The 14121-nt window shown below is 71.1% G+C and carries 12 protein-coding genes; 4 read left to right on the forward strand and 8 right to left on the reverse strand.

The window, feature by feature from the left end; translation table 11 throughout:
- Positions 1–181 precede the first annotated feature (181 nt).
- Both pepN and ACXJKQ_RS06520 read left to right on the forward strand, forming a co-directional pair.
- A complete protein-coding gene (gene pepN / locus ACXJKQ_RS06515) occupies positions 182–2803 on the forward strand; it encodes an aminopeptidase N (RefSeq protein ID WP_457104947.1) in 2622 nt (873 codons plus the stop codon).
- A 188-nt stretch (positions 2804–2991) separates the two neighbouring features.
- Complete coding sequence (locus tag ACXJKQ_RS06520; protein ID WP_457104948.1) at positions 2992–5361, forward strand: PAS domain-containing sensor histidine kinase; 2370 nt, start codon at positions 2992–2994, stop codon at positions 5359–5361.
- Between the two features lie 113 nt (positions 5362–5474).
- Here ACXJKQ_RS06520 and ACXJKQ_RS06525 read toward each other — a convergent pair whose 3' ends face one another.
- Entirely contained in the window at positions 5475–5729 is a 255-nt protein-coding gene (locus ACXJKQ_RS06525; protein WP_457104949.1) for a hypothetical protein, read from the reverse strand.
- 161 nt (positions 5730–5890) lie between these two features.
- Between ACXJKQ_RS06525 and ACXJKQ_RS06530 the strand changes: the two genes are divergently transcribed.
- A complete protein-coding gene (locus ACXJKQ_RS06530; protein ID WP_457104950.1) occupies positions 5891–6175 on the forward strand; it encodes a hypothetical protein in 285 nt (94 codons plus the stop codon).
- A gap of 48 nt (positions 6176–6223) precedes the next feature.
- Here ACXJKQ_RS06530 and ACXJKQ_RS06535 read toward each other — a convergent pair whose 3' ends face one another.
- Genes ACXJKQ_RS06535 through ACXJKQ_RS06550 form a run of 4 tightly spaced genes read right to left on the reverse strand, consistent with a single transcriptional unit; the run spans position 6224 to position 10732 of the window.
- A complete protein-coding gene (locus tag ACXJKQ_RS06535) occupies positions 6224–7357 on the reverse strand; it encodes a GNAT family N-acetyltransferase (protein WP_457104951.1) in 1134 nt (377 codons plus the stop codon).
- Entirely contained in the window at positions 7354–8694 is a 1341-nt protein-coding gene (locus ACXJKQ_RS06540; protein ID WP_457104952.1) for a lipopolysaccharide biosynthesis protein, read from the reverse strand. The genes ACXJKQ_RS06535 and ACXJKQ_RS06540 overlap by 4 nt, the downstream gene beginning before the upstream one ends.
- Positions 8695–8750: 56 nt before the next feature.
- Positions 8751–9638: an SGNH/GDSL hydrolase family protein gene (locus ACXJKQ_RS06545; protein WP_457104953.1), complete on the reverse strand. Its 888-nt coding sequence runs from the start codon at positions 9636–9638 to the stop codon at positions 8751–8753.
- Positions 9635–10732 (reverse strand): OpgC family protein, encoded by a 1098-nt coding sequence (locus tag ACXJKQ_RS06550; RefSeq protein ID WP_457104954.1) that lies wholly within the window; start codon positions 10730–10732, stop codon positions 9635–9637. The genes ACXJKQ_RS06545 and ACXJKQ_RS06550 overlap by 4 nt, the downstream gene beginning before the upstream one ends.
- 169 nt (positions 10733–10901) lie before the next feature.
- Here ACXJKQ_RS06550 and ACXJKQ_RS06555 point away from each other — a divergent pair, with 169 nt between their 5' ends.
- Complete coding sequence (locus ACXJKQ_RS06555) at positions 10902–11168, forward strand: hypothetical protein (protein ID WP_457104955.1); 267 nt, start codon at positions 10902–10904, stop codon at positions 11166–11168.
- Positions 11169–11199: 31 nt separating this feature from the next.
- Here ACXJKQ_RS06555 and rfbA read toward each other — a convergent pair whose 3' ends face one another.
- Genes rfbA through rfbB form a run of 3 tightly spaced genes read right to left on the reverse strand, consistent with a single transcriptional unit; the run spans position 11200 to position 14050 of the window.
- Positions 11200–12099, reverse strand: a complete 900-nt coding sequence (gene rfbA, locus ACXJKQ_RS06560; protein WP_457104956.1) for a glucose-1-phosphate thymidylyltransferase RfbA — start codon at positions 12097–12099, stop codon at positions 11200–11202.
- On the reverse strand, positions 12096–13001 hold the full coding sequence (gene rfbD / locus ACXJKQ_RS06565) for a dTDP-4-dehydrorhamnose reductase (protein ID WP_457104957.1): 906 nt from the start codon (positions 12999–13001) through the stop codon (positions 12096–12098). Before rfbD ends, rfbA begins: the two co-directional genes overlap by 4 nt.
- On the reverse strand, positions 13001–14050 hold the full coding sequence (gene rfbB / locus ACXJKQ_RS06570; protein ID WP_457104958.1) for a dTDP-glucose 4,6-dehydratase: 1050 nt from the start codon (positions 14048–14050) through the stop codon (positions 13001–13003). The genes rfbD and rfbB overlap by 1 nt, the downstream gene beginning before the upstream one ends.
- Positions 14051–14121: the final 71 nt, after the last annotated feature.

Below are 14121 nucleotides of genomic sequence, written 5' to 3' on the forward strand. Positions count from 1 at the left end.
CCCGGTGAGACGGCCGCCCTCAGCGGGATGGCGACCCGCCGCGTCGCGAAGCAAGCCCGAGCGTGGGCGCATCGGACGCGCACGACGGTTGCACGGGTCGCCGCCCCGGAGGCGCCGCGCGCGTTGCGCCGCGCGCGCCGAGGGACCAGAACGGGTCCATCCCGAACCCGGAGTGAGCCGAATGCGCACCGAGACGCCGCCGCTGATCCGCCTCGAGGAATACCGGCCGAGCGACTATCTGATCGATCGCGTCGATCTCGACATCCGTCTCGACCCGCATGGGACCCGCATCGACGCCACGCTGACGCTTCGTCCCAACCCGGAGGGTCTAGCCGATGCGCCCCTGGTCCTCGACGGCGACGACCTGCGGCTTGTCTCGGCGGCCCTCGACGGCGCGCCCCTCGCGCCCGATGCCTACGCGGCGGGTCCGGCGGGGCTGACGCTGCACGACCCACCGCGGCGCCCCTTCGTGCTCCGTCTCGTCACCGAGGTGGATCCGACCGCCAATACCAAGCTGATGGGCCTCTACAGGTCGAGCGGGGTCTACTGCACGCAGTGCGAGGCCGACGGCTTCCGGCGGATCACCTATTTCCTCGACCGCCCCGATGTGATGGCGGTCTATACCACCCGCATCGAGGCGGACCGGGCGGAGGCCCCCGTGCTGCTCGGCAACGGCAACTGCGTCGCGACCGGCGATGCCGGACCCGGCCGGCACTTCGCCGTCTGGCACGATCCGCACCCGAAGCCCGCCTACCTGTTCGCCCTCGTCGGCGGCCGGCTCGGGAAGGTCGAGACCGCCTTCACCACGATGGAGGGGCGGTCCGTCACCTGCGCGGTCTACGTCGAGCCCGGCAAGGAGGATCGCGCAGGCTACGCCCTCGACGCCGTCATCCGCTCCATGGCCTGGGACGAGACCGCGTTCGGCCGCGCCTACGACCTGGACGTGTTCAACGTCGTCGCCGTGTCCGATTTCAACATGGGCGCGATGGAGAACAAGGGCCTCAATATCTTCAACGATAAATACGTCCTGGCCAGCCCCGAGACGGCGACCGACGGCGACTACGCGGCGATCGAGGCGATCATCGCCCACGAGTATTTCCACAACTGGTCGGGCAACCGGGTCACCTGCCGGGACTGGTTCCAGCTCTGCCTGAAGGAGGGTCTCACGGTCTTCCGCGACCAGGAATTCTCCTCCGACATGCGGTCCCGCCCGGTGCACCGGATCGCCGAGGTGCGCGGCCTGCGGGCGCGCCAGTTCCCGGAGGATGCCGGTCCGCTGCGCCACCCGGTTCGGCCGCGGGCCTATGCGGAGATCAACAACTTCTACACGGCGACCGTCTACGACAAGGGCGCCGAGATCGTCCGCATGCTGCGGACACTGATCGGCCCGGCGGCGTTCCGGGCCGGGATGGACCGCTACTTCGCCGACAATGACGGGCGCGCCGCCACCGTCGAGGATTTCCTCGCGTCCTTCGCGGCGGTGACCGGGCGCGACCTGGGCGACTTCGCCCGCTGGTACGAGCGCCCCGGGACGCCTCGCCTCGCGGTCACGGCCGCCTTCGATCCGACGGCCGCGCGCTACACCCTCCGGTTCGCCCAGACTTTGCCCGACGCCGCAGGACAGGACGGACCGCCCCTGGTGATTCCGGTCGCCCTCGGCCTCGTGGGGTTGTCCGGGCCGCTGACCGGTGCGACCTGCCGGGACGTTCGGGACGGCATCTACGTGCTCGAACGGCCCGAGGCCGAGATCGTGTTCGAGGCCGTCGCCGAGGAGCCGGTGCCCTCGCTCCTGCGCGACTTCTCCGCGCCGGTGAAGCTCGATCTCGCCCTCACCGACGCGCAGCGCATGCGCCTCCTCGCGCTTGACGGCGACCCGTTCAACCGCTGGCAGGCGGCGCAGGACGTGGCGCTGCGGCTGATCCTCGAACCCGACGCCGACCGGACCGAGGCTTTCGCGGCGGCACTCGGCCGTTTCCTCGACGGCGAGGCCCTGGCTGACCCGGCCTTCGCGGCCTCGGTCCTGGCCGTGCCGAGCGAGGGCGAGGCGGCCGACGCCGTGCCCGCCGACGTCGACCCCGACGCGATTCACCGGGCAAGGTCCGACCTGCGGTCGCGGCTCGGCCAGATCCTGCGACCGCGGCTCGAGGGGATCGACGGGGCGCTCGAGCCGGTCGCGGGGGCGGCTTATAGCCCAGACGCCGCATCTGCGGGGCGCCGGTCGCTTCGCAACGCCGCCCTCGACCTGATCGCGGCGGGCGATCCCCAGTCCGGTGCCGCGCGCGCCGCGGAGCGCCTGGCCGAGGCCACCAACATGACCGACCGGCTCGCCGCCCTCGGGACCCTGGCGCTGATCCCCGGGGAAACCCGCGAGGCCGCGTTGGCGGAATTCGCCGCCCGCTATGCCGACGAACCGCTCGTCCTCGACAAGTGGTTCGCCATCCAGGCGCAGATCCCGGAGGACGGCACCCTCGACCGGATCGCGCGGCTCCAGGGCCATCCGGCCTTCACCATGACCAATCCGAATCGGGTGCGAGCCCTGATCGGCAGCTTCGCGTTCGGCAACCCGACCCAGTTCGCCCGCCAGGACGGGGCGGGCTTCGCCCGGGTCGCCGAGACGGTCGCGGCACTCGATTCGACCAACCCACAGGTTGCCGCAAGGCTCCTGACAGCCTTCGGATCGTGGCGCAGGCTGGAAAAATTTCGCAGTGCCAAAGCCGTGGAAATGCTGAATGGGATCAAGGCGATCCCGGGCCTCTCCCGGGACACGGCCGACATCGTCGCCCGCACGCTCGGAGGCGGCTAAGGGTTTGAACCTGCGGTAGAAATTGATTCCCGGGCGGACGGGTCACACCAAGCCTGCGTCAAGCCCGTATGGTAAAAAATCCGTGGACAAACCGGTGTGCGAGGTGATTGTATTCACACAGATTCGGGGGGGCCTTCGGGGGCCGGGCGCCCCGACCGGGTCACAGTTCCCAAGGGTGAGGTTCGGCCATGCCGGAGGCGGCTTCCGCTTCCTTCTCCGCGCGTGCGGAATCGAGTCTCACGATCTCCTGGCCGATGCGGGCTCGGGATCCGCGGCTCGGCCAAGCCGAGCGTTGGCTGCGCTATGCGGTTCCAGGGACCCTCGCGGTGTTCCTGGCCTGCCTGGTCGGTCTCGCCGCGCTCCACATCCAGGGTCAGCGCGCCGAGATCCTGGCGGGTGCCCGGGCCGAGGTCGAAGGCTTCGCGCGTCTGGCGGCCCGGGTGGTGGCTCCGCCCGGCAGTGTGGCGGCGGACCTGCGCGCATTGATGCCGGAGAGCGAGCGCCATCCGGGCCGGCGCCTGCTGCTCGTGCGCCCCGACACCCGCATCGTCGCGTCCCATCCGCCTCTGCCCGATGATCGGACGACCCTCGCCGAGGTGCTCGGCGAGGGCGAGCCGCTCTCCGGCCTCGGGGAGCGCGCCGGCGCCATGGCCCTCGAACTCCCGGGCGGTGAGAGCGTGCTCGCCGCCATGCACAGCCTGCCGGGCGGCGCAGGACAGGTGGCGGTGCTCCAGCCCGTCGAGCCGCTGCTGCGCGGATGGAGCGCCCGCACCCGTGACCAGATCGTCCTGATCGCCGCCGCGAGCCTCGTCATCATCGGCGTCGGCCTCGCCTACGGCCTGCAGACCCGGCAGGCCGCCCGGGCCGACCGTGCCCGCGAGCAGATCCGCGGACGCCTGGAGACGGCCCTGCGCCGCGGCGCCTGCGGCCTGTGGGACTGGGACATCGCCCGGGGCCGGATCTACTGGTCCGATTCGATGTACACCCTGCTCGGCTACCGTCGGCAGCACGAGTACCTCTCTTTCGGGGACGTCAACGGCCTGGTCCACCCCGATGACGGGGACCTCTACAGCCTCGCCCGGGGGCTCGCCGCCAACCAGACCGTCATCGACCACGCCTTCCGGATGCGTGGCGCCGACGGGGCCTATGTCTGGCTGCGCGCCCGGGCCGAGGTCGTGGCCGACGCGGCCGATGGCGGCCGCCATCTCGTTGGCATCGCCACCGACATCAGCGAACAGCGCGCCCTGGAGGAGACCAACGCGGCAGCCGACATGCGCCTGCGCGACGCCGTCGAGGCGATCTCGGAGGCCTTCGTGCTCTGGGATACCGGCAACCGGCTGGTCCTGTGCAATTCGAAATTCCGCCACCTCCACGCCCTCAGCCCGGAGGACGCCCAGTCCGGGCGGAGCTACACCGACGTGATGGGCCGTGGGGTCCTGCCGCAGGTCCGGCGGGAATCGCCCGAGGCCGGCATGGCGATGACCGGCATGGCGGCCCGGACCTTCGAGGCCGAACTCACCGATGGCCGCTGGCTGCAGATCAGCGAGCGACGGACGAAGGACGGGGGCTACGTCTCCGTCGGCACCGACATCACCAGCCTGAAGCGCAACCAGGAGCAGCTCCTCGCCTCCGAGCGCGAGCTGATCGAGACCGTGAAGGACCTCAAGCGGTCCCGCCGGACCCTCGAACTCCAGACCCAGCAGCTCGCAGACCTCGCCGAGCGCTACCTCGACCAGAAGGCCGCCGCAGAGGCCGCGAACCAGGCCAAGGCCGAGTTCCTCGCCAACATGAGCCACGAGCTGCGCACGCCGCTCAACGCCATCATCGGCTTCGCTGACGTGATGGAGAACGCCGTGCTCGGCCCCCTCGGCACCCCGCGTTACACCGAATATTGCCGCGACATCCGCGAGAGCGGCTCGCACCTCCTGTCCATGATCGACGACATCCTCGACATGGCCCGGCTCGACGCGCGCCGGGTGCGGCTGAGCCCCAAGGCGATCTCGGCAGAGGCCGCCGTCTCGGCCGCCCTCGCCCCGGTCGAGGCGGCCGCCCGCGAGAAGGCGATCACCGTCAGCATCGACGTGGCGCCCGACCTCGATCTCCTGGCCGATCCGCATGCGATCCGGCAGATCCTCGCCAACCTCATGCAGAACGCCGTGAAGTTTACCCCGGCCGGAGGGCGCGTCGCGGTGCGCGCGCGGCGCGCAGGCGCCAGCACCCACCTGTTCATCGAGGACAATGGCATCGGCATCCCGCGCTCCGACCTTGCTCGGCTCGGCCGGCCCTTCACGCAGGTCGAGACGCAGATGACCCGGAGCCACAAGGGTTCGGGACTCGGCCTCGCTATCACCCGCTCGATGGTCGAGTTGCACGGCGGTTCGCTCCGCATCCGCTCCGAGGAGGCGGTGGGCACCATCGTACTCGTGCGTCTGCCGGCCGCCTTGGACGACCGCTTGGACGCGTCCGCGCGCCACGTCGCGGCCGGGCTTCCGGGGAGGACCGCACGAGAGACGCCACAGGCGCGCCGCGGGACGATCGGCCGATACGCCGCCGCCTGACCGGACCCGCCTCGGGCATCGCTGCAAACGAGAGCGTCAGCGCAGTCTGGACGAGTGATACTCGATAACAACCCAGGTCTCAGGCCCGGAAACGACGTGACGGCGTCTGAGCACTAGGGCCGGACGTCGAGCCCGCCGCGGCGCGCGAGACGTCCCTGTTCCGCGTGCCAGCGCGCGTCCGCAACGGCCCGCGCGAGGCGACGGATGCGCCAGCGACGATAGAGGGTCAGGACCGGATGGCCGCCAAGGCCGGCCTGATGCCGTTGCAGGCGCCGCAGCAGATCCGGCAGCTGCGCCGAGGCGGCATCGCCGGTGGCGATCGCGATGGCCCGCAATTCGGCCCTGAACCCCGCTTTCCAGTCTTCCATATCGCGCCCCTTCGCGATGTCCGCCCGCGCAGGACGGCTCCCGCTTGGCTCTGAAACCGTCTGCCCTGCGACATGCGCGCATGCCGGCAAACCCGCGTCTTGGTCCGGTGTTGGTTCCCGCGAAGGGCTTTCCGATGGACCCGTTGCGGAGAATACGTCCGATGCCATCCCGTACAAGGCTTCAGTGGTGCCTCGCGCCCCTGCTCGCACTCACTGCCGCGCCGGCCGCCGCGCAGAGCACAGGCTATGTCACCGGCTTTCCCGGCAAGGACCCCGCGGGCGACGAGGCGATCGGTTGGGGGCCGGCCTATCGGCCGGAGACCAGCTTCGCGCAGCCGGGCACCCCGCCGACCCCCGGCGCGATCGCCGGACGCGCCTACCGCGCCCGGACGGGGCACGATGTCTATGAACGCGCGCAGGGCGAGGGACCGTACCGGCGCCGTTGATCGTCGTGTCGGCGGGTTCTGCAGTGCGCCGTCCCGCGCCGGTCCGATCTAGCGCCGCCGCAAGGCCCGCTTCGCGACAGCCCGCGCCTCCCGCTCGAACCGCGCGAGGCGGATGCGCCGCTCCAGGGCGAGCGCGTGACTGCCCGGTGGGACGGCGATGATCTCGGCCACCTGAATCCGGTCGCGGTACAGGCTCTCCAGAGCCGACCCCTCCAGGGTGGCAGAATCGAGCCGGTCGGCGAATGCGGTCTCGTGGCAGGCGCGGACGATCTCTGCCTCCAGCAGAAGGCCGGGGGCGTGGCTGCGGAGCCCCTCGTCGTAGGCGGTCTTCAACAGGGTCGCGGTGCCGCCGTTGACCAGGGCCAAGCTGACCGCGATGGGCCGCCCGTCGAGGGTCAGCGCGTCCGCCCGCACGCCGACCGGACCCGGTGCGGCGGTGAAGAGGGCGCGGGCGAAGGCGGCATGCTCCGGCCTGCAGGCCATGGCGGTGCCGGCCTCGCCCTTCCAGCCTTCGCGTTCCAGATCGAGGAAGGCCGCGACGAGGCGGGCGAGGTCCGCTCCGTCCGTGGCGCTCGCACAGGCGACGGCTCCGGTCTCCGCGAGGCGCCGGGCGCGGCGGCGGAGATCCTTGAAGCGACTCCGGTTCGGATGGTCGGTCAGGAACGCCGCGTGATCGGCGCGACGGTCCATGACCGGGCGCTCGAACTCCGCCACCGTGCCGATCGCCCAGCCGCGCTGGCGCATCGCGGCCAGCATTTCGGGAACGGCGCCCTCCCCGGTCGGCAGCAGCGGCCAGCGCCAGGCACGGCCGCCGGAGGCCAGCTCCATCGCGACCACCAGCGCCTGCGCGTGCGCGGCCCGGTCCGGGCCGTCGGCGACGAGGGGGGAGGTGGCCGTCACGAAGGGCGAGAGGAACGGCCGCAGGATCCGGCCGCCGAGGCCGGAGAGGTCGCGCCCCGGCACGCAGGGCAGGAGCGCGACGAGGCGATCCTCCCGGTAGACGGTGACGTAGCGCAGGTTGCCCGGAAGCAGGCCGGCGGTCCTGTGCGCGTCCATGACGTGACGGGAGAAATGCGGGTGCGGCGCGGCGCTCGCCGCGACCAGAGCGTCCCAGTCGTCGGGGTCCGGCGCAGCGGCGAGCGCCGTCGCGCGATCGAACGCGGCGCCGACGGCCGGGCTCATCGGGCGAACCCCGTGACCCAGACGGGTGTCGAAAGCCCGTGGATCCGACCGGCGGCCCTGGCCAGGAGGCCGGCACGGGCGACGGTGACCACGGCCACGGCCACGGCCGCGCCGAGCGTGCCGAAGGCCGGGACCAGGGCGAGGCACAGGCCCGCGGCGGCGACGAGGCTCCCCGCGGTGATGCCGGCGCAGAGCCGCTCGCCGCCCAGCATGGTCAGCAGATCCTCTCCCGGCCCGAACAGGCTCGCCCCGACGCTGCCGGCGATCAGGATGCACAGGATCGGCACGCTGGTGCCCAGTCCCGGGCCGAACATCGCAAGCAGCAGCGGGCTGACGGCCAGGATCGCGCCGCCGACCACGAGCGTCGCGGCCGCCGTGACGCGACCCTGGCGCCGGACGAGTTCGGCGAGCAGGAAGCGGTTGGCCTGCGCCTGCGCAGCGCTGTAGCGCTGAAGCGTGGCCGCGCTGACGGCGTAGTGCACGAACGCGACGAATTGCTGGATCCGCGTCGCCGCGAAATAGAGACCGACCTCGGCCGGGCTCACCAAGGCGCCCAAGACGATCACGTCGACGAAGGTGAAGCCGGCATTGGCGAGGTCGATGGCGGCGATCGGCAGGCTCGTCCCGAGCCAGGTCCGCCACCGGTATCGGTGGGGGCCGGCCGGCAGATCCCTCCGGAGCCGCGCGGCGAGCAGGGCGGCTTGGAGGGCGGTCGCGGCGGTGGCAGCGAGCAGCATGCAGGCCATCGCGACCTCGGCGCGCGGGGGCGCCCCGAGCAGGATCGCCGCGACCATGCCGGCCATCATCAGGGTCTGGCGCAGGAGGTAGGGCGGCGCGATGGCGAGCCCCACCCAGTTCTGGCTGCGGGCCACGCCCTCCAGATAGTCCTGCAGTGCGAAGAGCGGCATCACGCAGAGCGCCACTGCGATCGGCGCCCGATAGGCGGGGCCGAACAGGCCCGGCTCCAGCATCAGGAGGGCCGCGCCGAGGCCGGCGATGGACAGCGCGGCCCCGCCGGTCACGAGGGCGCCCGCCCGGATGTATCCGCGTGCGAGGTCGAGCGCACCCTGCGCCTGATCGCCCGGCACGAACCGGCAGGCGCCCTGCGACAGGCCGAGGGTCAGGGTGTGGCCCAGCATCGCGGTCCAGACCCAGACCGAAGCGAAGATCCCGTAGGCCTCCCAGCCCATCAGCCGGGCGGCCAGAACCTGGGAGCCGTAGGCGAAGCCGGCCGAACCCACGCGGATCGCGAAGACCGTGAGTGCCGCCCGCTGCGAGCCGCTGCGCAGGGACCACAGGCGACGGAACGCGCTGGCCGGGAGAGCCGTGGCTGACACTACGCGCTCCGCGCCGGGCCTGAACTCGGCGGGACGCCGACCTCTGGTCGCCGGGTCTAACCCGGAGCGCGTTGCGGCTCGGTTAAGGGCGGGGCGGCGGGATCGGCCTTGGGTTCCTTCGGCGCATCCGTCCGCATCAGCGAGGTGGCGATCGTCAGGGCCACGTGCTCCGCCATGCAGCGCAGGCCGAGGTCGTTGAGCCGGAACTGGCGGCCCAGCATGTGTCCCTCGCCCTTGTCGTTGCGGCTCGACAGGTAATGCAGCGCCTCGTAGCGCCGCACCAGCGGCACCCCCTGCTGGTTCGCGACGGTCCGTACGGCCTCGACGATCCGATTGTAGTCCACGTCGGCCGCCATGCTGGCGGTATAGATCGGGTCGACCAGCACGACGTCGATCCCGTGCGAGCGGATCCACCCGACGGCCTCGGCGAGGGCGCTGGCGAAGGCGTCGGCATCGACCCGGGCGATGGCGTCATGGGTGCCGACCTGCCAGACCACGAGATCGGGCTCGGCCTCGGCCACCATGGTGCGGAGACGCTCCCCGGCCCCCGAGGCGATCTCCCCCGGCAGGCCGCGATGGTCGATCGTCACGTCGACCTTCGGCATCGCGAGTTCCAGGGCGGCCTCGAGCTTGGCCGGGTAGGAGGCCGACGCCCCGGGGGCGGCGCTGCCGCCGATCGCCAGGATCCTGAGGGGGCGATTCTCGGCCAGCGCCGCCTTCACGGCGCCGAGTTGGGCGACGGTGTAGAGCTGCGCGCCCGGGACCCGGCATTCCTGCGACAGGTTCGGCTCGACCGTGCCGGCATTGCCGGGCTGCTCGGCCGCGGCCGTTCCACCCGGCACCATCGCGGTCAGCGCCAGGGCCGTCAGCACGGAAGCGAGCAGCGCCGCACCGCGCGTCCCGAAGGCCCGGACCGGCCGCGCGGAACGGCATCCCGTTATCATGGGCGCGGTCGTGACGATCTGCTGCGGCTGCGCCATTCGACGAACCATGCCGTAAACCCCAGCCCGACGAGGCCCGAGCCGGCGACCAGCATATCGATCAGCACGCCGCCGCCGGTCTGGAAACGCACGAGCTGCCCGATCAGGCTCAGGATCGAGCCCATCGAGAAAACAGCCAGCGAATTCCGGCCCATCTGAGTCAGATAACCGACGACGCGGCCGATTCGGGGGGCCAGCACTGCGTAAAGCGGCGCAAAGGCTAACAATACCCCCAGAAAATGAACCAGTCGCGCCGGCGTCAGGTATGTCTTCTCGAAGGTGAACAGCAGGCGCGGCTCCGGAACCAGCATCGGATCCGGTCGGATCTCCGTCACGGCCAGCACGATCCCGAGAAGAACGATGGCGACGCCCGCCGGGAACAGGCGCCGCGACCAGCGGCGCAGGATATCCGAGCGCAGGTTCCAGCCCTGGAGGACGAAGCCGARCACCAGCAAGAGCTGCCAGCAGAACGGGTCGAAGAACCAGTCCCCCTCCCCCGGCCAGGAGGGCAGGTTCCAGGCGAAGACGAGGCTCGCGAGATAGATGCCCACGGACAGCGCCAGCGCGGCGAGCAGGCTGATGCGTCCGACCAGAACGAAGACGGGCGCGATGCCGATCAGCAGCACGTAGAGCGGCAGGATATTGAAGTAGCCGAGCTGGTAGGTCAGCAGCACCATGCCGCAGACCGACTGGATCGGGTCCGCGAAGAAGCCGCCGGCATTGTGCCACTCAAGGATCAGCGGGTTGTCGAGCAGCAGGGCCGCCCCGGCGATGATCGCCAGCGCCAGCAGCATCACCGTGAGCTGCGCCCGGTAGACCTCGACGGTGCGGGCCAGAAGCCGCACCACGCTGCGGCCCGGCGGCTCCGGCACGCCGTCGCGTCCCCGGGTGGCGATCCCGATCGACCAGCCCGCCAGGAACACGAACAGCTCGGCCGCGTCCGAGATGCCGTACTGGGAGAAGGTGTAGCGTTCGAAGGTATTGCCCGGGATGTGGTTGATGAAGATCGTGATCAGGGCGAAACCGCGCCAGAAGTCGATCGCGTTGGGGTCCCGCATCGTCGCGGCGGCTCCGAATTTCGACGCTTCAGGATGGCGGCGGCGGGAACGCGGCTCCTGATACGGCGCCGCATCGCTTCTGCAAAGGCGAACAAAGGTGGGGATCGGCCCGCCCGGTCGAACCGGTTGGTCACACCCGCGTTATGGGCCGGCACGGAGTTCCGCACCCATGACCCGCCCACGCATCACCCTCGGCCTCGCGCTGTTCCTGCCGGTCCTGGCGACCGGTACCGCGCTGGCGCAGTCTCAGACCGGCACCGGCGGCGGCCCCGCCTCCACGGCGACGGCACCCCATACCTCGTCGGTCGGCCGCGTCATGCCGCCGAGCCGCGGCGCTGGCGCCGAGACCCCGGACGACCGGCGCGTGCTGACGCCGCGGGAGACGGAGAACGACAAGCTCATGCGTGGGATCTGCATCGGGTGCGCTCCGAAATAGGTCCGGCGCGCATCCGCCCGATCGGACGGCCTTACTTGCCGCGGCGCAGGCGCAGGTCGTCCTCGCTCTCGCGGGCGAGGCGCAGCAGGTTCTGCCCATAGGAGGTCTTGGCGAACATCTCGCCCCGGGCCACGAGCTGGTCGCGGTTGATGAAGCCCTGGAGGTAGGCGATCTCCTCCAGGCAGGCGACCTGCAGGCCCTGGCGATGCTGGAGGGTGCGGACGAATTCGCTCGCCTCCAGCAGGCTGTCGTGGGTCCCGGTGTCGAGCCACGCGTAGCCGCGCGACATCCGCTCCACGTGCAGTTGCCCGCGCTGGAGATAGGCCTCGTTGACGCTGGTGATCTCCAACTCGCCGCGGGCCGAAGGCTTCACGTCGGCCGCGATGTCGAGCACCTGATTGTCGTAGAAGTACAGGCCGGTCACCGCCCAGGTGGATTCCGGGTTCTGCGGCTTCTCGACGATCTTGGTCGGGCGGCCGGACTTGTCGAGGTTGACCACGCCGTAGGCCTGCGGGTTGTCGACATGGTAGGCGAAGACCGTCGCGCCCTGCTGGCGCGCGGCCGCGCGCTCGAGCAGCTCGCCCATGCCGGCGCCGAAGAACAGGTTGTCGCCGAGAATCAGCGCGACGTCGTCGTCGCCGACGAAGTCGCGCCCGATCACGAAGGCCTGGGCGAGGCCCTCCGGCCGCGGCTGCAGCGCGTAGGAGAACTTCAGCCCGAACTGCTCGCCGGTGCCGAACAGGCGCTTGTAATTGTCGAGGTGCTCCGGCGACGAGATGATCAGGATCTCGCGGATGCCGGCCAGCATCAGCACCGAGACCGGATAGTAGATCATCGGCTTGTCGTAGACCGGCAGGAGCTGCTTGTTGATCGACAGCGTGGCCGGGTGCAGGCGCGTGCCGGATCCGCCGGCCAGAACGATGCCCTTCATGGCTTGGAAACTCCCTCTGAGACCGGCCCGACGAGCCGGTCCAGGATGTCGTCGAGCGCCGCCTGCCAGGGCCGCGGCGCGATGCCGTAGGCGGCCGTCAGGCTTTCGGTCGACAGGCGTGAATTGGCCGGCCGCCGGGCCGGCGTCGGATAGGCGGAGGTCGGGATCCCCTTGACCGGCACGGAGCGGCCGCCGCGCCGGGCCGAGCCCGCCACGATCGCCGCGGCGAAGCCGCGCCACGTGGTGTCGCCCCGGTTCACGCAGTGGAAGGTGCCGGCGGGGGCGTCCGGATCCGCCGCCATGCGCTGCGCGATCGTCGCGAGGGCGGCGGCGAGGTCGGCGGCTGAAGTCGGGCAGCCGTGCTGGTCGTCGACGACGGTCAGCGCATCGCGCTCGGCGGCGAGCCGCAGCATCGTCTTGACGAAGTTGCCCCGGTGCGGGCTCACCACCCAGGCGGTCCGGACGATGGCGTGGCGCGGATTGCCGGTGCGCACCGCCAGCTCGCCCGCGGCCTTGCTGGCCCCGTAGACGCTCTGCGGATCGATCGGTTCGTCGGGCGCGTAGCCCCCGTCCGGCTTCGTTCCGGCGAAGACGTAGTCGGTCGAGACATGCACCAGCGGGATCTTCCGCGCCGCCGTGGCGGCCGCCAGGATCGCCGGGGCGAGCGCGTTGAGGCGCCACGCCGCGACCACGTCGGACTCCGCCTTGTCGACGGCCGTGTAGGCGGCGGTGTTGATCACGGCCCGGTAGTCGCGGGCGGCGAGCGCCGCCGCGACGGCGCCGGCGTCGGTAATGTCGAGCGCGGCGCGGTCCGGAGCGTGGACGGTGACGCCGTCCGGCCAGGACAGGGCCTGCAGCTCGGTGCCGACCTGTCCGGCGCCGCCGAGGACGAGGACGTCCATCAGCCGTTGAGCCCCAGACGCTCGCCCTTGTAGCGGCCCTCGCGGATCGGGCGCCACCAGCCCTCGTTGGCGAGGTACCAGGCCACGGTCTCCTCCAGCGCCTGCTCGAAGGTCTTTTGCGGGCGCCAGCCGAGTTCGGCCTCGGCCTTGCCGCAGTCGATGGCGTAGCGCCGGTCATGGCCCGGGCGGTCGGCCACGAAGCTGATCAGCCGCTCGTGCGGCGCGCCCTGCGGGCGCAGCCGGTCGAAGGCCGCGCACAGCGCCTTCACCACCGCGAGGTTGTTGCGCACCGCGCGGCCGCCGAGCAGGTAGGTCTCGCCGATCCGGCCGCGCTCCAGCACGGCCACGAGGCCCTTGGCGTGGTCCTCCACGTGGATCCAGTCGCGCTCGTTGAGGCCGTCGCCGTAGACGGGCAGCTTCTTCCCCTCGAGGGCGTTGAGGATCATCAGCGGGATCAGCTTCTCGGGGAAGTGGCGCGGCCCGTAATTGTTGGAGCAGTTGGTCACCAGCACCGGCAGGCCGTAGGTCTCGTGCCAGGCGCGGGCGAGGTGGTCGGAGGCGGCCTTCGAGGCCGAGTAGGGCGAGCGCGGGTCGTAGCGGCTGTCTTCCGTGAAGAACGCGTCCGGCGGCAGCGAGCCGTAGACCTCGTCGGTGGAGACGTGGAGGAACCGGAAGCTCTTCTTGTCCGCCTCCGGCAGTGCTTCGTAATAGCCTCGCGCGCCATCCAGCATGGTCTGCGTGCCGATGACGTTGGTGCGCACGAAGGCGCCCGGATCGGTGATCGAGCGGTCGACGTGGCTCTCGGCGGCCAGGTGCATCACCGCCTGCGGCTTGAAGTCGGCGAAGGCCTTCTGCACGGCGGCGCGGTCGCAGATGTCGGCCTCGACGAGGCGATGGCGCGGGTTGTCGGCAAGCGGCGCCAGCGAGACCGGGTTGGCCGCGTAGGTCATCGCGTCGAGGGTGCAGACGTCGTGGCCGAGATCGTTGACGAGGTGCAGCACCAGCGCCGAGCCGATGAAGCCGCAGCCTCCGGTCACCAGGATGCGCATGGCGGATTACCTCTTCGGATAGGTCAGAAACTGACTAGCCGAGCAGCGTAAGACTGGCCGGCGTGACGAAA

Source organism: Methylobacterium sp. P5_C11 (assembly GCF_054049775.1).

Coding starts and splice junctions, on each gene's coding strand:
- pepN (WP_457104947.1), top strand. CDS start 182: ATGCGCACCGAGACGCCGCCGCTGATCCGCCTCGAGGAATACCGGCCG.
- ACXJKQ_RS06520 (WP_457104948.1), top strand. CDS start 2,992: ATGCCGGAGGCGGCTTCCGCTTCCTTCTCCGCGCGTGCGGAATCGAGT.
- ACXJKQ_RS06525 (WP_457104949.1), bottom strand. CDS start 5,729: ATGGAAGACTGGAAAGCGGGGTTCAGGGCCGAATTGCGGGCCATCGCG.
- ACXJKQ_RS06530 (WP_457104950.1), top strand. CDS start 5,891: ATGCCATCCCGTACAAGGCTTCAGTGGTGCCTCGCGCCCCTGCTCGCA.
- ACXJKQ_RS06535 (WP_457104951.1), bottom strand. CDS start 7,357: ATGAGCCCGGCCGTCGGCGCCGCGTTCGATCGCGCGACGGCGCTCGCC.
- ACXJKQ_RS06545 (WP_457104953.1), bottom strand. CDS start 9,638: ATGATAACGGGATGCCGTTCCGCGCGGCCGGTCCGGGCCTTCGGGACG.
- ACXJKQ_RS06555 (WP_457104955.1), top strand. CDS start 10,902: ATGACCCGCCCACGCATCACCCTCGGCCTCGCGCTGTTCCTGCCGGTC.
- rfbA (WP_457104956.1), bottom strand. CDS start 12,099: ATGAAGGGCATCGTTCTGGCCGGCGGATCCGGCACGCGCCTGCACCCG.
- rfbD (WP_457104957.1), bottom strand. CDS start 13,001: ATGGACGTCCTCGTCCTCGGCGGCGCCGGACAGGTCGGCACCGAGCTG.
- rfbB (WP_457104958.1), bottom strand. CDS start 14,050: ATGCGCATCCTGGTGACCGGAGGCTGCGGCTTCATCGGCTCGGCGCTG.